General features: G+C 38.4%; 14 protein-coding genes and 1 riboswitch. All 14 genes read left to right on the top strand.

What is annotated here, in order from left to right; translation table 11 throughout:
- Window positions 1–15: 15 nt before the first annotated feature.
- On the top strand, window positions 16–2,103 hold the full coding sequence (gene topA / locus QM941_RS04320; protein ID WP_414339214.1) for a type I DNA topoisomerase: 2,088 nt from the start codon (window positions 16–18) through the stop codon (window positions 2,101–2,103).
- 105 nt (window positions 2,104–2,208) lie between these two features.
- On the top strand, window positions 2,209–2,568 hold the full coding sequence (locus QM941_RS04315) for a YbaN family protein (protein WP_250307295.1): 360 nt from the start codon (window positions 2,209–2,211) through the stop codon (window positions 2,566–2,568).
- A gap of 92 nt (window positions 2,569–2,660) precedes the next feature.
- Complete coding sequence (locus tag QM941_RS04310; RefSeq protein WP_414339212.1) at window positions 2,661–3,293, top strand: copper homeostasis protein CutC; 633 nt, start codon at window positions 2,661–2,663, stop codon at window positions 3,291–3,293.
- Between the two features lie 43 nt (window positions 3,294–3,336).
- On the top strand, window positions 3,337–3,993 hold the full coding sequence (locus QM941_RS04305; RefSeq protein WP_414339210.1) for an MmcQ/YjbR family DNA-binding protein: 657 nt from the start codon (window positions 3,337–3,339) through the stop codon (window positions 3,991–3,993).
- A gap of 32 nt (window positions 3,994–4,025) precedes the next feature.
- Complete coding sequence (locus QM941_RS04300; RefSeq protein ID WP_414339208.1) at window positions 4,026–4,301, top strand: DUF1294 domain-containing protein; 276 nt, start codon at window positions 4,026–4,028, stop codon at window positions 4,299–4,301.
- Between the two features lie 158 nt (window positions 4,302–4,459).
- Entirely contained in the window at window positions 4,460–5,443 is a 984-nt protein-coding gene (gene guaC, locus QM941_RS04295) for a GMP reductase (RefSeq protein ID WP_371499525.1), read from the top strand.
- Window positions 5,436–5,532, top strand: a riboswitch (purine riboswitch). Its footprint overlaps the gene before it by 8 nt.
- Before the next feature lie 76 nt (window positions 5,533–5,608).
- On the top strand, window positions 5,609–6,190 hold the full coding sequence (locus tag QM941_RS04290) for a xanthine phosphoribosyltransferase (RefSeq protein ID WP_414339207.1): 582 nt from the start codon (window positions 5,609–5,611) through the stop codon (window positions 6,188–6,190).
- Window positions 6,190–7,449, top strand: coding sequence for a nucleobase:cation symporter-2 family protein (locus QM941_RS04285; RefSeq protein WP_414339205.1), 1,260 nt, complete (start codon window positions 6,190–6,192; stop codon window positions 7,447–7,449). The genes QM941_RS04290 and QM941_RS04285 overlap by 1 nt, the downstream gene beginning before the upstream one ends.
- Window positions 7,450–7,542: 93 nt before the next feature.
- Window positions 7,543–9,501 (top strand): NAD-dependent DNA ligase LigA, encoded by a 1,959-nt coding sequence (gene ligA, locus QM941_RS04280; protein ID WP_414339203.1) that lies wholly within the window; start codon window positions 7,543–7,545, stop codon window positions 9,499–9,501.
- 114 nt (window positions 9,502–9,615) lie between these two features.
- Complete coding sequence (gene pulA, locus QM941_RS04275) at window positions 9,616–11,898, top strand: type I pullulanase (RefSeq protein WP_414339202.1); 2,283 nt, start codon at window positions 9,616–9,618, stop codon at window positions 11,896–11,898.
- A 418-nt stretch (window positions 11,899–12,316) separates the two neighbouring features.
- Complete coding sequence (glgB, locus tag QM941_RS04270; protein ID WP_414339201.1) at window positions 12,317–14,245, top strand: 1,4-alpha-glucan branching protein GlgB; 1,929 nt, start codon at window positions 12,317–12,319, stop codon at window positions 14,243–14,245.
- The gene (locus tag QM941_RS04265; protein WP_414339199.1) at window positions 14,235–15,377 is read left to right on the top strand and encodes a glucose-1-phosphate adenylyltransferase; all 1,143 of its coding nucleotides are present in this window, start codon (window positions 14,235–14,237) and stop codon (window positions 15,375–15,377) included. Before glgB ends, QM941_RS04265 begins: the two co-directional genes overlap by 11 nt.
- Window positions 15,367–16,506, top strand: a complete 1,140-nt coding sequence (gene glgD / locus QM941_RS04260; protein ID WP_414339197.1) for a glucose-1-phosphate adenylyltransferase subunit GlgD — start codon at window positions 15,367–15,369, stop codon at window positions 16,504–16,506. Before QM941_RS04265 ends, glgD begins: the two co-directional genes overlap by 11 nt.
- Window positions 16,503–17,936: a glycogen synthase GlgA gene (glgA, locus tag QM941_RS04255; protein WP_414339195.1), complete on the top strand. Its 1,434-nt coding sequence runs from the start codon at window positions 16,503–16,505 to the stop codon at window positions 17,934–17,936. Before glgD ends, glgA begins: the two co-directional genes overlap by 4 nt.
- Window positions 17,937–17,975 lie beyond the last annotated feature (39 nt).

The raw sequence follows: 17,975 nt of genomic DNA, 5'->3' as shown, positions 1-17,975 counted from the left end.
AAAAGGTGTGATACTGTGGCTACGGCAACAAAAAAGAAAAAATCAACAACTAAAAAGAATCTAGTAATCGTGGAGTCTCCTGCTAAGGCAAAAACAATTGAAAAATATCTTGGCAGAAACTATAAGGTTTTAGCCAGCGTTGGACATATTCGTGATTTGAAAAAGTCAAGTATGTCAGTCGACGTGGAGAATAATTATGAACCGCAATATATCAATATTCGTGGTAAAGGTCCTCTCATCAATGACTTGAAAAAAGAAGCTAAAAAAGCCAATAAAGTCTTTCTAGCGAGTGACCCGGACCGGGAAGGGGAGGCTATTTCATGGCACTTAGCGCATATTTTAGATCTAGACGAGAATGATACCAACCGTGTTGTTTTCAACGAGATTACCAAAGATGCAGTAAAAAACGCCTTTAAAGAACCTCGTAAAATCAATATGGATTTGGTCGATGCCCAACAAGCCCGTCGTGTTTTGGACCGTTTAGTGGGATATTCAATTTCACCAATTCTTTGGAAAAAGGTTAAAAAAGGCTTATCAGCAGGACGTGTTCAGTCTGTTGCTCTTAAGCTAATCATTGATCGTGAAAATGAAATCAATGCCTTCCAACCAGAAGAATATTGGACGATTGATGCTGTCTTTAAAAAAGGTACCAAGCAATTCCAAGCTTCTTTTTATGGAATGAATGGCAAGAAGATGAAGTTGACTACCAATGATGAAGTCAAAAAAGTTTTATCTCATTTGAACAGCAAGGATTTTACTGTTGATCAAGTAGATAAAAAGGAAAGAAAGCGCAATGCTCCTCTTCCATATACAACGTCTTCTATGCAGATGGATGCTGCTAACAAGATTAACTTCCGTACTCGAAAGACTATGATGGTTGCTCAGCAACTCTATGAAGGAATCAATATTGGTACAGGTGTCCAAGGTTTGATAACCTATATGCGTACGGATTCTACTCGTATCAGTCCAGTTGCTCAGAATGAAGCCGCTAGCTACATCAATGAACGTTTTGGTAGTAAGTATTCTAGACATAGTAGCAAGGTGAAAAATGCCTCTGGCGCTCAAGACGCCCACGAAGCTATTCGTCCTTCAAGTGTCTTTAATACACCTGAGAAAATTGCTAAGTATTTGGATAGAGACCAGCTAAAACTTTATACACTTATTTGGAACCGCTTTGTAGCGAGTCAAATGACTGGTGCAATTTTTGATACCATGGCTGTTAAACTTTCGCAAAATGGTGTTCAATTCGCGGCGAATGGTAGTCAGGTTAAGTTTGATGGTTATTTAGCCATTTACAACGATTCTGATAAAAATAAGATGCTGCCTGATATGGAAGTAGGAGATGTGGTCAAACAGGTTAATAGCAAACCTGAACAACATTTCACACAACCACCGGCACGATATTCTGAGGCTACTTTGATTAAGACCTTGGAAGAAAACGGAGTTGGACGTCCATCTACTTATGCTCCAACCATTGAAACAATCCAAAAACGCTACTATGTAAGACTTGCGTCTAAACGCTTTGAACCAACTGATCTAGGTCAAGTCGTAAACAAGCTGATTGTCGAATACTTTCCAGATATTGTTAACGTGAAGTTTACCGCTGAAATGGAAGGTAAACTGGATGATGTCGAGGTCGGAAAAGAAGAGTGGCAACGGGTTATTGATGAATTTTACAAACCATTCTCTAAAGAGGTCGAAAAAGCTGAAGCAGAGATGGAAAAAATTCAAATCAAGGATGAGCCAGCTGGATTTGATTGTGAAGTTTGTGGTAGTCCTATGGTGATTAAGTTAGGTCGTTTTGGTAAATTCTACGCATGTAGTAATTTCCCAGATTGCCGCCATACACAAGCAATTGTAAAAGAAATTGGGGTAACTTGTCCTAACTGTCATCAAGGACAAGTCATCGAACGTAAAACCAAACGTAATCGTCTCTTCTATGGATGCAATCGATATCCAGAATGTGAATTTACTTCTTGGGACAAGCCTGTAGGGCGTGATTGTCCAAAATGTGGTAATTTCCTCATGGAGAAAAAAATCCGTGGTGGTGGTAAACAAGTAGTATGTAGTAACGGGGATTACGAAGAAGAAAAAATTAAATAATAATAAGGACTGAAATGATGATTTCAGTCCTTTTGAGTTAAAACTTGACAGATCACAACTCTTTATGGGAAACTAGAATAATAAAATTTTTAAAAAGGAAAAGATATGCGTATTATTTATCTCTGTATAGGATTTATCTCTTTAGCCTTGGCTATAGTTGGTGTAGCCTTGCCCTTATTACCGACAACTCCTTTTCTCTTATTGTCGATTGCTTGTTTTTCAAAATCTTCTAAACGTTTTGAAGACTGGCTCTATCATACCAAGCTCTATCAAACTTATGTTGCGGATTTTAGAGAAACCAAGTCCATTGCTCGTGAACGAAAGAAGAAAATTATCATTTCGATTTATATCTTGATGGGAATCTCCATCTATTTTGCTCCGCTTTTGCTTGTAAAAGTCGCTTTAGGTTGCTTAACAGTATTTATAACCTATTACCTCTTTAAGGTAATTCCAGATAAAGAATAATATAAAAAGTAATCATTTCCCTTGATAAAAAGCAGGGGTTACTCAGATTAATATGATATAATAAATTCAAAGAAATCTTCAAGGAGAAACAAATGATTTACGAATTTTGTGCTGAAAATTTTACTTTAATTGAAAAAGCTATGGAAGCCGGAGCTCGTCGTATTGAACTCTGTGACAATTTAGCGGTAGGTGGAACAACCCCAAGTTATGGAGTGACCAAGGCTGCAGTAGAACTTGCAGCTAACTATGAAACTACCATTATGACCATGATTCGTCCACGAGGTGGTGACTTTATCTACACTAACCAAGAAATAGCTATCATGCTTGATGATATTCGTTTGACAGCTCAAGCAGGAAGTCAGGGGGTTGTATTTGGGGCATTAACAGCTGACAACAAGTTAGATAAATTTAATCTTGAAAAGCTAATTGCTGCATCTAAAGGTATGGAGATTGTCTTCCATATGGCTTTTGACGACTTAAGTGACCAAGATCAACTAGAAGCTATTGATTGGCTCAGCCAGGCTGGTGTAACACGCATCCTCACTCGAGCTGGTGTATCTGGCGATTCGTTAGAGAAACGTTTTGCTCACTATCGCAGAATTTTAGAACACGCAGCAGGAAAAATTGAAATTTTACCTGGTGGGGGGATTGACATGGACAACCGTCAAACCTTTATTGACGAACTGGGCGTGACACAATTACATGGAACTAAGGTTGTCTTTTAAAAAATAGAAAGGAACTGCTAGCTTTTGGTAGCAGTTTTCGCTTATGTTTGAAATTTTTAAGGCCTATCAGTTTAATAGTAAAAAGGCTAAAGAGTATGGATTTTTAGAAAAACAAGGTGTATGGACCTATAGTTCGACTATCTTGCAGGGTGATTTTCTTATGAAGATTACAGTTGAGGATAGTGATTTAACTTTTCAGGTTTTTGATCAGGAAACTGGCGAACTCTATCCTCAAGTTCATATGGAAAGTATGAGAGGTACTTTTGTTGGAACTGTTCGAGAGGCTTGTTTAGAAGTTCTTTATGGCATTCGAAAGGCTTGTTTTGAGGTACAGGAATTTCTCTGTCCACAGACCAAGAGAATCATGGCGCTTGTTCAAGAAAAGTATGGCAATCAGCTGGAATATCTATGGGAGAAATCACCTGATACGGCGGTTTTGCGCCATGAAGATAATCAGAAGTGGTATGCTATTTTAATGAGAATTCCTTGGGATAGGCTAGATAAGGGTAGAGAAGGGCTAGTGGAAGCAGTCAACCTCAAACACGACCAAGTAGCTGACTTGCTTTCACAAAAGGGAATTTATCCAGCCTTTCATATGAACAAAAGCTACTGGATTAGTGTCCCTTTGGATGACAAATTATCAGATCAGCAAATCCTTGACTTGATAGAGACAAGCTGGGGCTTAACTAGAAAAAAATAGACAAAAAATAGAGTAAAGGAGATTTTTTATATATGACGGCTTTAAAGGAAGTAGCAACGATTGCCCTTTTGGTGTGGAATATCTTTATCTTTGTCCTTTACGGGATTGACAAATATAAGGCTAAACGAGGTTACTGGAGAATTCCAGAAAAATTTTTACTTTTAGTTGCCTTAATCTTCGGAGGTTTCGGTGCATGGTTATCGGGTATAGTTTTTCATCATAAAACTCGAAAATGGTACTTTAAAACAGTCTGGATTTTGGGGATGGTAGTGACAGTATTGCTAATATATTTTCTTTTCAAATCTTAAAAAAGCAGATATAAAATCACTAAAACCGAACTATATTTTATAAAATACTTAATTATTGACAAAAACAGGAATATATTGTAAACTATTCAGAGTGATTGTCTGGAAAAGACAAGGCTATTCCTAACGATAGGGAAGCCGAAACTAGAAATGAGAGAAATATGTTGAACGAATTTCCAATCTTTGACTACGAAGATATTCAGCTTATCCCTAACAAATGTGTCCTTCAAAGTCGAGCAGAAGCTGATACGCATGTAACTTTGGGGAATCATACCTTCAAGTTACCAGTTGTTCCTTCTAATATGCAAACTATCTTGGATGAAGATGTTGCAGAACAACTTGCAAAAGGTGGTTATTTCTATATCATGCATCGCTTTGATGAAGATGGGCGCATTCCTTTCGTGAAACGCATGCATGAAAAAGGGTTGATTGCTTCTATCTCTGTTGGTGTTAAAGATTACGAATATGATTTTGTTAGTCAATTAAAGGAAGATGCTCCAGAGTACATCACTATTGATATCGCTCATGGACATGCCGACAGTGTCATTTCAATGATTCAGCACATTAAGAAAGAATTGCCAGATACCTTTGTCATCGCCGGTAACGTTGGTACTCCAGAAGCTGTACGCGAATTAGAGAATGCTGGAGCAGACGCTACTAAGGTCGGAATCGGTCCAGGTAAAGTATGTATTACTAAGGTTAAAACTGGTTTTGGTACTGGTGGTTGGCAGTTAGCAGCTCTTCGCTGGTGTGCTAAAGCTGCGCGTAAACCGATTATTGCCGATGGTGGTATCCGTACACACGGAGATATTGCCAAGTCAATCCGCTTTGGTGCAAGTATGGTTATGATTGGTTCTTTATTTGCAGGCCATATCGAAAGCCCTGGTAAAACTGTCGAAGTCGATGGTAAACAATTTAAAGAATACTATGGTTCTGCTTCAGAATACCAAAAAGGTGCCTATAAGAATGTCGAAGGTAAGAAAATTCTTCTTCCTGCCAAAGGACATTTACAAGATACCCTAACTGAAATGGAACAAGATTTACAAAGTTCGATTTCTTATGCTGGAGGTCGAAAGGTAGCTGATCTTAGACATGTAGATTATGTGATTGTGAAGAACTCTATCTGGAATGGAGATGCTCACTAAAAATATGATTACTTATTTATGCCGCGAATTGGCGTGGCGTTTCTACAAGGTACCGTAAATACCTAACAATGAGTAAGTCGAAGAGAGATAAAAGAAGCAGTACTATTTGTTTCTATGTTTCCGAGGGACTTGCTTTGTGAGTCCCTTTTTATTTCGGAGGTTATTGTGAAATTACTAGAGGAACGTATTTTAAAAGATGGGAATATTCTAGGTGAGAATATTCTTAAGGTGGATTCTTTCTTGACTCACCAAGTTGATTATAAATTAATGCGCGAGATTGGTCGTACCTTTGCAGAACATTTTAAAAATGCTGGCATTACCAAAGTCGTAACCATTGAAGCATCTGGAATTGCTCCAGCTCTATATGTTGCAGAACAGTTAGATCTACCTATGATTTTTGCTAAAAAGGCAAAAAATATCACTATGAATGAAGGAATTTTAACCGCTGAAGTTTATTCTTTCACTAAACAAGTTACTAGTACCGTATCCATTGCAGGGAAGTTCTTATCTCCAGGAGATAAATTATTAATTATTGATGATTTCTTGGCTAATGGTCAAGCAGCTAAAGGTTTGATTCAGATTATCGAGCAAGCTGGTGCTACAGTTGAGGCCGTCGGAATTGTGATTGAAAAATCCTTCCAAGATGGTCGTGAGCTGTTAGAAAAATCAGGTCATCAGGTAGTATCACTTGCTCGTTTAGAGCGTTTTGAAAATGGAAAAGTTATCTTCAAGGAGGCAGACATCTAATGAAGCAACAGGAAAACCACTCAAAAGCGGCCGTATTGGGCTTGCAACACTTACTTGCTATGTACTCAGGTTCAATCCTAGTACCAATCATGATTGCTGGAGCCTTAGGTTACTCGCCTCAACAACTGACATACCTTATCTCTACAGATATCTTTATGTGCGGGGTTGCAACTCTATTGCAGTTACAGTTAAATAAATATTTCGGTGTCGGTTTACCGGTTGTTCTGGGTGTGGCCTTTCAGTCTGTTGCTCCACTTATTATGATTGGACAAAGTCACGGTAGTGGTGCTATGTTTGGTGCCTTGATTGCTTCTGGTATTTATGTCGTTCTTGTAGCAGGTGTATTTTCTAAGATTGCTAATCTGTTCCCTTCAATCGTAACGGGTTCTGTCATTACAACAATCGGATTGACCTTGATTCCAGTAGCTATTGGGAATATGGGAAATAACGTCGAAAAACCAACGGGACAAAGTTTGGCATTAGCAACAATCACCATTCTTATCATTCTCTTAGTTAATATCTTTACAAAAGGATTTATTAAGTCAATTTCTATTTTGATTGGTCTAATTGCAGGTACCATCATCGCTGCGACTATGGGCTTGGTTGATTTCTCTCCAGTAGCAGAAGCTCCACTTGTTCATATCCCAACTCCATTCTACTTTGGTGCTCCACAATTTGAGATTTCTTCTATTGTCATGATGTGTATTATCGCTACTGTATCAATGGTAGAATCAACTGGGGTTTACCTTGCCCTTTCTGATATTACTAAAGATCCAATCGATAGCACTCGTCTCCGTAATGGTTATCGTGCTGAAGGTCTTGCTGTTTTACTTGGTGGACTTTTCAATACTTTCCCTTATACAGGGTTTTCACAAAACGTAGGTTTGGTTAAATTATCAGGTATTCGTACACGTTTACCGATCTACTACGCTGGTGGTTTCCTCATCTTACTTGGTCTCTTGCCTAAGTTTGGTGCCTTAGCACAGATTATCCCTAGCCCTGTTCTAGGTGGAGCCATGCTTGTCATGTTCGGTTTTGTTTCTCTACAAGGGATGCAAATCTTGGCACGTGTTGATTTTGAACACAATGAGCATAACTTCCTCATTGCAGCAGTTTCTATAGCTGCAGGGGTTGGATTAAACGGAAGCAACCTCTTCAATACTTTACCAACAGAATTACAGATGTTCTTCTCAAATGGTATCGTCATTGCAAGTACAGTGGCCATCATTTTGAACGCTATTTTGAATCGTAAAAAATAAAAATAAATGAGAAGTGATAGAAATATCCTTCTCATTTTCTTTTTTAGAACTTGAGTATTGTTTCTATAGTCCTTTTTATGGTAAAATGGTTTTATGAATGAAAGAATGAAAGAGCTCGTTGAGTTGCTCAATCGCTATGCGACAGAGTATTATACAAGTGATAACCCATCTGTATCTGATAGTGAGTATGATTGTCTCTATCGTGAACTGGTAGAGTTAGAAAAAGCTCACCCGGAGCAAGTCTTGCCAGATAGTCCAACCCACCGTGTTGGCGGTAAGATTCTAGATGGTTTTGAAAAATATAGTCATCAGTATCCTCTCTATAGTTTGCAGGATGCTTTTTCTCGTGAAGAGCTCGATGCCTTTGATGCACGTGTTCGTAAAGAATTGGATGATGTTACTTATATCTGTGAGTTAAAAATTGATGGTTTATCGATTTCCTTGACTTATGAGCAAGGAATTTTTGTTGCTGGAGCAACTCGAGGTGATGGTTCAGTCGGTGAGAATATCACAGAAAATCTCAAACGTGTCAAGGACATTCCTTTATCCTTACCAGAGAAATTAGATATCACTGTTCGTGGTGAATGCTATATGCCAAGAGCTTCTTTCAATCAAGTCAATCTTGCTCGTCAAGAAAACGGGGAGCCGGAGTTTGCTAATCCACGAAATGCTGCTGCAGGAACCCTTCGCCAGTTAGACACAGGAGTAGTAGCTAAGCGTAATCTTGCAACTTTCCTTTATCAAGAAGCAAGTCCTTCAACTAGAGACAGCCAAGAGAAGGTTTTAAATCATCTAGAACAGTTGGGCTTTGTTGTCAATCCAAGACGACTATTAGCGCACAGCATGGATGAGGTTTGGGACTTTATCCAAGAAGTAGGTCAAGAAAGAGACCAATTGCCTTATGATATCGACGGTGTCGTGATTAAGGTCAACGACCTAGCTGGTCAAGAGCAACTTGGTTTTACAGTTAAAGCACCTAAGTGGGCAGTCGCTTATAAGTTCCCTGCAGAAGAAAAAGAAGCAAAACTGCTTTCTGTTGATTGGACAGTTGGTCGTACAGGAGTTGTAACTCCGACTGCTAATCTTACTCCGGTGCAATTGGCAGGTACAACAGTTAGTCGTGCAACCCTTCACAATGTAGACTATATCGCTGAAAAGGATATTCGCAAGGATGATACAGTCATTGTCTACAAGGCAGGCGATATTATTCCTGCTGTCTTACGAGTGGTTGAGTCTAAGCGTGTGTCTGAGGAGAAACTAGATATTCCAACAAACTGTCCAAGTTGTGAGAGCAAACTGTTACACTTTGAAGATGAGGTGGCTCTTCGTTGTATAAACCCACGTTGTCCAGCTCAAATCAAGGAAGGTCTAATTCACTTCGCATCCCGTGACGCCATGAATATTTCTGGCCTTGGTCCATCAATCGTAGAAAAATTATTTGCCGTCAATTTAGTTAAAGATGTAGCAGATATATATCGTTTGACAGTTGAAGATTTTCTCTTGTTAGACGGCATCAAGGAAAAGTCAGCTCAAAAACTTTACCAAGCTATTCAGGCTTCTAAAGAAAATTCTGCTGAAAAACTTTTGTTTGGTTTAGGTATTCGTCATGTTGGAAGCAAGGCAAGTCAGTTACTCTTACAACATTTCCATTCAATCGAGTCACTTGCTCAAGCAAATCCTGAAGAAGTAGCAAGCATCGAAAGTCTCGGAAGTGTTATTGCTCAAAGTCTACAGACTTATTTTGCTACAGAAGGTTCTAAAATTCTTTTAAGAGAATTAAAAGAATCAGGTGTTAATTTAGACTATAAAGGACAGGTCGTTGCAGCAGATGCTGTCTTATCAGGTCTAACTGTCGTTTTGACAGGTAAGCTGGAGCGTTTAAACCGCTCAGAAGCTAAAAATAAACTAGAAAGTCTCGGAGCCAAGGTTACTGGTAGTGTCTCGAAAAAAACAGACCTTGTTGTGGCAGGAGTAGATGCAGGCAGCAAACTCCAAAAAGCACAAGAGTTGGGAATTGAGATTCGTGATGAAGCTTGGCTTGAGAGCTTGTAAGGAATACACAGTTTAGAATAATCACCTATCATTTCTTGGTTCTATTCGTATAAGTTAATCAAGAAATATTACTATATAAATTTAATAATTAGAAATTAGAAATTAGGGAGAAACATGTACAACTATCCTGTACTTATTCATTATCATCGTAAGGATGAGGCTTATAAAGATTGTAGTTTTAGTAAAAAGCCGCTCGATACAGTTGAATTAGTAAAAGAAGAAGAGTATTTTGGAGAAAAATTCTCTTTCACTCAATCTAGTGAAAAAGCTATTGAAACAATGACTTTTGTGGTTACAAAAGACGGAGTTTCAAAAGAGTATCCAATTCGTTTCAACTATTATCCACTCTTAACAGAAGTTTGGATTTTAGATGGAGATGACACCGTTTATTATTCTGAAAATCCAGCCATTGCAAGTCCACACTATAAAGATCAAAATCCATTTGCTTTTGACAAAGCTATTAACAGTGCTAGTTTTGATCACCACTGGGGTTACCAAGGAGTGTTGGGTTGCCAGGTTTCCGAAGATGAAACAAGCTTTAAACTTTGGTCGCCAACAGCAACAACTGTACAAGTTATAGTTTATGAATCAGCAAGTAATGATGCGGCTATCCTAAAGACTTATGAAATGAAACGTGGTAACAGTTATTCATATAGTCACAAGGATAATACAATTGGCGTTTGGAATTTAACAGTTCCTGAAAGTCTTGCTGGTCGTGCCTATCAATATCAGATTAATTTTCCGCATCATCAATCATTGACACGAGATCCATATACCATTGCGACAAGTCCAGATGGCAAACGTTCAGCGATTCTTTCAGAAAAAGAACGTCAGGTTGAAGGTTTTGAAGTCAAGCATGGTAGGGAAGCAACTTGGCGTTTAGAAAACCCTTGTCAAGCTGTAGTATATGAAATGCATATTCGTGATTTGACCCAGTCGGAAACCTCAGGTGTTGACCCAGAACTGAGAGGAACTTTTTTGGGAGCTGCTCAAACGGGAACGGTCAATCAGTATGGTCAGTCTACAGCATTTGACTATATTAAAGAACTTGGTGTTAACTACGTCCAACTACAGCCGATTGCAGACAGACATAAAGAGTATGATGCAGATGGGAATGTCACCTACAACTGGGGTTATGATCCACAAAACTATAATGCTCCAGAAACTAGTATGTCAACGAATCCTAATGATCCAGGCCAGGTTATTCGTGATTTAAAAACAATGGTTCAGGCTTATCATGATGCTGGTATCGGTGTCATCATGGATGTTGTTTATAATCACACTTTCTCAGTAGTCGATGCACCATTTCAAACAACCGTACCAGACTATTATTATCGAATGAATCGTGATGGAACCTATCAAAATGGTACCGGTGTGGGCAATGAAACTGCTAGTGAACATGAAATGTTCCGTAAGTATATGATTGATTCGCTCCTTTATTGGGTCAAAGAATTTAATATTGATGGTTTCCGATTTGATTTGATGGGAATCCATGATGTTAAAACGATGCAGATGATCCGTTGGGCTATGGATGAAGTCGATCCTAAAATTATCCTTTATGGAGAAGGATGGGATATGGGAACTGGTCTCGCTCCTTATGATAAGGCTAAGAAAGACAATGCTTATCAGTTACCTAATATTGGATTTTTCAATGATGATCAACGTAATGCGGTTAAGGGTGCTGAAGTTTATGGAGATATTAAATCAGGATTTGTAAGTGGAGCTGGTACTGAGCCAATCGTAGCTAAGTCAATTCTAGGAAGTCGAGAACTAGGATCATACCTTAGTCCTAACCAAGTCTTGAACTATGTGGAAGCTCACGATAACTATAATTTACATGACTTGCTAGCAACTCTTCATCCAATGGAGAGTAAAGACCGAATCATGAAAAAAGTGGAAACTGCAACAGCTATGAACCTTCTCATGCAAGGAATGGCTTTCATGGAACTTGGACAGGAGTTTGGGCGTACCAAACTTGTAGCAACTGGTGAGAATGGTGAATTGACTCATGACGATCGTGAGAGAGCTATGAACAGTTACAATGCTCCTGATAGTGTTAACCAAGTTAACTGGGACCTAATCAATGAACGTCAAGAAAGTATTGAGTTTATTCGTCAGATTATTAAACTTAAAACACAAACCAGTGCTTTTTCATATCCTACTTACGAGGAAGTTTATCGTCATGTATTTGTGCACACAGCTGTAGAAAATAGTGGCTGGATTGTTTACGAAATTCATGGTGGAAGAGAACATCTCTTGGTTGTATTCAATGCCAAAGGTGCATCTTTCTATTATGAAAACGCAGGAAACCTTGAAATGCTTGTAACCAATAGTCGTTCAAACCAAGAAAATGCTATTGATGATGTCAGTGTAGCTGTCATGAAAGTTTTATCATAAACATTAAACTCAAGATTAATCTTGAGTTTTTTTGTAAGTGAAATTTTTGGAAATATATCCTATATTTAAAATTGTAAAAATAACACTAAATTTTATTGAAAATTTCAGAAAATTTGATAAAATAAACTATAAAAGATATAAAATTAACGAAAGTCATTGAATTTTTAAAAATGTTCAGATTTTAGCCTGAATAGTCTTGAATTCTTTCACTCGTAATCAATAAATATAGAAAAATATCGATTTTTCTTTATTTTTAGAGAAGTTTTTCTTAGTGTTTTTGAAAATTTTAGAAATAGTAAGATAATACTTTGAAGATTTTCAAAGAAATTTTTATAAGAATTCGGAAATTGCTTGAAAGTTATCTTAAAAGGTAGTATAATAGAAATATAGAAAACGCTTACAATATAAAGGGGGATTTATGGATACATTAGAAGCTTTAAGAACTTTTACAACAGGCGAAAATTTCCATCTTCAACACTATTTGGGCGCACATCGTGAGGAGAAAGACGGGGAATGGGGTTACACATTTCGAGTTTGGGCTCCAAATGCGCAGGCTGTTCATCTAGTCGGTGATTTCACTAATTGGGTTGAAAATCAAATCCCTATGGTTCGAAATGAATCTGGAGTTTGGGAAGTTTTTACAACTTTGCCCCAAGAGGGTCAGATTTATAAATATCATATCACACGGGCTAACGGTCATCAGCTTATGAAGATTGATCCTTTAGCTGTTCGGTATGAAGCACGTCCAGGAACAGGGGCTGTTCTAACAGAAATTCCAGAAAAGAAATGGAGGGATGGACTTTGGTTAGCTCGTAGAAAACGTTTGGGATTCTTCGAAAGGCCAGTTAATATTTACGAAGCACACGCTGGTTCGTGGAAACGAAATCCAGATGGAACTCCATATAGTTTTGCTCAATTAAAAAAAGAGTTGATTCCTTACTTAGTTGAAATGAACTACACTCATATTGAGTTTATGCCTTTGATGGCTCACCCGCTAGGTTTGAGTTGGGGCTATCAACTGATGGGTTATTTTGGATTAGAGCATGCCTACGGACGACCAGAAGAATTCCAAGACTTTGTTGAAGAGTGTCACTTAAACAATATTGGGGTTATTGTAGACTGGGTACCAGGTCACTTCACGATTAACGATGATGCTTTAGCCTATTATGATGGTACTCCGACTTTTGAATATCAAGATCATAACAAAGCTCATAACTATGGTTGGGGTGCGCTTAACTTTGACTTGGGTAAAAATGAAGTTCAATCCTTTTTGATTTCAAGCATTAAATTCTGGATTGATTTTTATCATTTAGATGGGATTCGGGTTGATGCCGTAAGTAATATTCTCTATCTAGATTATGATAATGCTCCATGGACCCCAAATAAAGACGGTGGCAATCTCAACTATGAAGGATATTATTTCCTTCAACGTTTGAACGATGTTATTAAGCTAGCTCATCCGGATGTTATGATGATTGCAGAGGAGTCTTCTTCAGGTACCAAGATTACTGGCATGAAGGAAATGGGTGGTCTTGGATTTGACTACAAGTGGAACATGGGCTGGATGAATGATATCTTACGTTTCTACGAAGAAGATCCAATTTACCGTAAGTATGATTTTAACCTTGTAACCTTCAGTTTTATGTATGTCTTTAATGAAAATTACCTCCTACCTTTCTCACATGATGAAGTAGTGCATGGTAAGAAGAGCATGATGCATAAGATGTGGGGTGATCGCTACAATCAGTTTGCTGGTTTGAGAAACCTCTACACTTATCAAATTTGTCACCCTGGTAAGAAATTGCTCTTCATGGGTAGTGAGTTTGGGCAATTCTTAGAATGGAAATCTGAAGAGCAACTAGAGTGGTCTAACCTAGAAGATCCGATGAATGCCAAGATGAAATACTTTACATCACAGTTGAATCAGCTTTATAAAGACCACCGTTGTCTTTGGGAAATTGATACAAGCTATGACGGTATTGAAATTATTGATGCGGATAATAGAGATCAGAGTGTTCTTTCCTTCATTCGTAAGGGTAAAAAGGATGATATGTTAGTCTGTGTCTTTAATATGGCACCAGTTGAACGTCCTGATTTCACAATTGGTCTTCCTGTTGCAGGTATTTATGAAGAAATTTGGAATACAGAGTTAGAACAATGGGGTGGTGTGTGGAAAGAGCATAACCAAACTGTTCAAACTCAAGAAGGATTGTGGAAGGATTATGAACAGACCTTGACCTTTACTCTACCAGCAATGGGAGCAAGTATTTGGAAAATCAAACGTCGTATAAAACCAACTAAAAAAGTCACTAATAACACTCAAAAAGGAGTAGAAAATGAAGAATGAAATGCTAGCTTTAATCCTTGCTGGTGGGCAAGGAACTCGTCTCGGTAAACTCACTCAAAGTATTGCAAAACCAGCGGTACAATTTGGTGGGCGCTACCGTATCATTGACTTTGCGCTTTCAAACTGTGCTAACTCTGGTATTCACAATGTGGGTGTGATTACACAATACCAACCTTTAGCACTTAATAACCATATTGGAAATGGTTCAAGTTGGGGTCTGGATGGTATTGATTCAGGTGTTTCTATTCTTCAACCATACTCAGCAAGTGAAGGGAACCGTTGGTTCGAAGGGACAAGCCACGCTATCTACCAAAATATTGACTACATCGATAGTGTCAATCCAGAATATGTATTAATCCTTTCAGGTGACCACATTTATAAAATGGACTATGATAACATGCTCCAGTCTCACAAGGACAATAATGCTAGCTTGACAGTTGCTGTTTTGGACGTACCACTAAAAGAAGCTAGCCGTTTTGGTATCATGAACACAGATGCTAACAACCGTATTGTCGAATTCGAAGAAAAACCAGCTGTTCCAAAGTCTACAAAGGCTTCAATGGGGATCTATATCTTTGACTGGAAACGTCTCCGCAATATGCTTGTTGCTGCTGAAAAGAGCAATGTTGACATGTCTGACTTTGGTAAAAATGTTATTCCTAACTACTTAGAATCTGGAGAAAGTGTTTATGCCTATGAGTTCAGTGGATACTGGAAAGACGTAGGTACGATCGAGTCTCTTTGGGAAGCAAACATGGAATACATATCTCCAGAAAATGCTCTGGATAGCCGTAACCGTCAGTGGAAGATTTACTCACGCAACCTTATTTCACCACCAAACTTCTTTGGAGAGCATGCACACGTAGAAGACTCTCTTGTAGTGGACGGCTGTTTCGTTAATGGAACTGTAAAACATTCTATCCTTTCAACAGCTGCTCAGGTACGTGAGGGAGCAGAGGTTGTTGATTCAGTGATTATGAGTGGTGCTGTAGTCGGAAAAGGTGCTAAGATTACACGTGCCATCATTGGAGAAGGTGCTGTCATTGCGGATGGTGTTGAAATTGATGGAACTGAAGAAGTACAAGTAGTCGGATATAACGAAGTAGTGGGGGTAGCAACAGATGAAGATTGATAAATATTCAGCGATTTTAGGAAACACAGTTGGTTTTCACGATATGTCAACCTTGACAAATAACCGTCCGGTGGCTAGTTTACCATTTGGAGGGAAATATCGTTTGATTGACTTCCCGCTCTCAAGTCTCGCTAATGCTGGTGTTCGTAGTATCTTTGGTATCTTCCAACAAGACAATATCAGTTCAGTATTTGACCACATCCGTTCTGGGCGTGAGTGGGGCTTGTCAACACTTCTTAGTCACTACTATCTAGGTATCTACAACACTCGTGTTGAAAGTAGTACGGTAGGTAAAGAATACTACCAACAATTACTCACTTACTTAAAACGTTCAGGCTCCAACCAAACAGTATCACTTAACTGTGATGTCTTGACAAATATTGATCTTAATCAAGTATTCCATTTACACAACACTACAAAATCTCCGATTACAGTTGTTTATAAGAAACTTCCTCAAAAAGATATTTCTGATGTAAATGCGATTTTAGATATTGATGAGACTGACCACGTTCTATCTCATAAATTATTTGATAAAAATTCTAATCAAGACTTATACAATATGTCTACAGATATTTTTGTAGTTGACACTCCATGGTTAATTGAACGTCTTGAGGAAGAAGCTAAAAAAGAAAATCCTGAAAAATTACGTTATGTTCTCCGTGATTTAGCAGCAGAAGCTGGTGCCTTTGCTTATGAATATACTGGTTACTTAGCAAATATTCACTCAGTAAATTCTTACTATGAAGCTAACAAAGATATGTTAGATTTACATAAGTTCTATTCACTATTTACTCCAAATCAAAAGATTTATACAAAAGTTAAAAATGAAGAGCCAACTTACTATGCATCAAGATCTAAAGTAGCTAAGTCTCAGTTTGCGTCTGGTTCTATTATCGAAGGTGAAGTAGTCAACTCTGTATTATCTCGTAATGTCCGCGTACATGAAGAAAGCTCAGTGAAAGACAGTCTCCTATTTACCCGTGTTGTAGTTGGTAAGGGAGCGACAGTAGAATATGCTATCTTGGATAAGGGTGTTGAAGTTGCTGAAGGTGTCGTTATTCGAGGAACAGCAGAACATCCAGTAGTTGTCAAGAAGGGCGAAAAAGTAACAGAGGATATTCTTTCATGAAAATTTTATTTGTAGCAGCAGAGGGAGCTCCTTTTTCCAAAACTGGTGGATTGGGAGACGTGATAGGAGCTCTTCCAAAATCATTAGTAAAAGCAGGTCATGAAGTTGCTGTTTTCCTTCCATACTACGATATGGTGGAAGCTAAGTTTGGTGATCAAATTGAAGATGTTCTTCAATTTGAGGTATATGTTGGTTGGCGTAGACAATTTTGTGGAATTAAGAAAACAATTTTAAATGGTGTTACTTTCTACTTTATTGACAATCAGTATTACTTCTTCAGAGGTCATGTATACGGTGACTTTGATGATGGGGAACGCTTTGCTTTCTTCCAGCTTGCAACCCTTGAAGCACTGGAGAGAGTTGGCTTTATTCCTGATGTTCTTCATGCACATGATTATCATACAGCCATGATTCCTTTCTTGTTGAAAGAAAAATACAGATGGATTCAAGCCTACCAAGGGATTAAGACAGTTTTAACCATTCACAATCTAGAGTTTCAGGGTCAATTCTCAGAAGGGATGCTTTGGGACTTGTTCCGAGTAGGTTTTGAGCGTTATGCGGATGGAACTGTTCGTTGGAACGACTGTCTCAACTGGATGAAGGCAGGTATTCTTTATGCGGATCGTGTCTCGACAGTGTCACCAAGCTATGCTTATGAAATCATGACGACAGAGTTCGGTTGTGGTATTGACCAGATTCTCCGTATGGAATCAGGTAAGCTTTCAGGAATTGTGAACGGAATCGATACAGACCTCTACAATCCTGAAACAGATCCCCTCTTGGATTATCATTTCTCGATGTCTGATTTGACAGGTAAAGATCGAAATAAGGCAAAATTACAGGAAAAAGTTGGTTTACCTGTAAGAGATGATGTACCTTTGATTGGTATCGTATCACGTTTGACTCGTCAAAAAGGTTTTGATTTAGTAGTGGAAAGCTTGCATCGTATGTTGCAAGAAGATATTCAAATCGTTCTTTTAGGAACTGGTGATCCAGGGTTTGAACAAGCCTTCTCTTGGTTTGGTCAGGTCTTCCCAGACAAGCTCTCGGCTAACATCACTTTTGACGTGAAACTAGCGCAAGAAATCTACGCTGCATGTGATTTGTTCTTGATGCCAAGTCGATTTGAACCATGTGGATTGTCACAGATGATGGCAATGCGTTATGGAACTCTTCCTTTGGTTCATGAAGTTGGCGGACTTAGAGACACCGTTCAAGCTTATAATCCAGTTGATGGAAGTGGTACAGGATTTAGTTTTGATAACTTGACTCCTTACTGGCTTAATTGGGCTCTTCAAACTGCTTTGGACGTTTATCAAAATCATCCTGCTGTTTGGAAGAAACTTCAAGTCCAAGCTATGGAAAGTGATTGCTCTTGGGATACTGCTTGTCAGTCATATTTGCAGTTGTATCAAAGTCTTACAAACTAACTATAAAATCGTATGAAATTTTCATACGATTTTTGAGAT

Source organism: Streptococcus timonensis, from assembly GCF_047460355.1.
GTDB classification, from domain to species: domain Bacteria; phylum Bacillota; class Bacilli; order Lactobacillales; family Streptococcaceae; genus Streptococcus; species Streptococcus timonensis_A.
This window is presented reverse-complemented; position numbering and strand designations above follow the sequence as displayed.

What these genes read in the sequence shown, in the direction of transcription:
- QM941_RS04315 (WP_250307295.1), top strand. Translation starts at nt 2,209, where the DNA reads ATGCGTATTATTTATCTCTGTATAGGATTTATCTCTTTAGCCTTGGCT.
- QM941_RS04310 (WP_414339212.1), top strand. Translation starts at nt 2,661, where the DNA reads ATGATTTACGAATTTTGTGCTGAAAATTTTACTTTAATTGAAAAAGCT.
- QM941_RS04305 (WP_414339210.1), top strand. Translation starts at nt 3,337, where the DNA reads ATGTTTGAAATTTTTAAGGCCTATCAGTTTAATAGTAAAAAGGCTAAA.
- QM941_RS04300 (WP_414339208.1), top strand. Translation starts at nt 4,026, where the DNA reads ATGACGGCTTTAAAGGAAGTAGCAACGATTGCCCTTTTGGTGTGGAAT.
- guaC (WP_371499525.1), top strand. Translation starts at nt 4,460, where the DNA reads ATGTTGAACGAATTTCCAATCTTTGACTACGAAGATATTCAGCTTATC.
- QM941_RS04285 (WP_414339205.1), top strand. Translation starts at nt 6,190, where the DNA reads ATGAAGCAACAGGAAAACCACTCAAAAGCGGCCGTATTGGGCTTGCAA.
- ligA (WP_414339203.1), top strand. Translation starts at nt 7,543, where the DNA reads ATGAATGAAAGAATGAAAGAGCTCGTTGAGTTGCTCAATCGCTATGCG.
- pulA (WP_414339202.1), top strand. Translation starts at nt 9,616, where the DNA reads ATGTACAACTATCCTGTACTTATTCATTATCATCGTAAGGATGAGGCT.
- glgB (WP_414339201.1), top strand. Translation starts at nt 12,317, where the DNA reads ATGGATACATTAGAAGCTTTAAGAACTTTTACAACAGGCGAAAATTTC.
- QM941_RS04265 (WP_414339199.1), top strand. Translation starts at nt 14,235, where the DNA reads ATGAAGAATGAAATGCTAGCTTTAATCCTTGCTGGTGGGCAAGGAACT.
- glgD (WP_414339197.1), top strand. Translation starts at nt 15,367, where the DNA reads ATGAAGATTGATAAATATTCAGCGATTTTAGGAAACACAGTTGGTTTT.
- glgA (WP_414339195.1), top strand. Translation starts at nt 16,503, where the DNA reads ATGAAAATTTTATTTGTAGCAGCAGAGGGAGCTCCTTTTTCCAAAACT.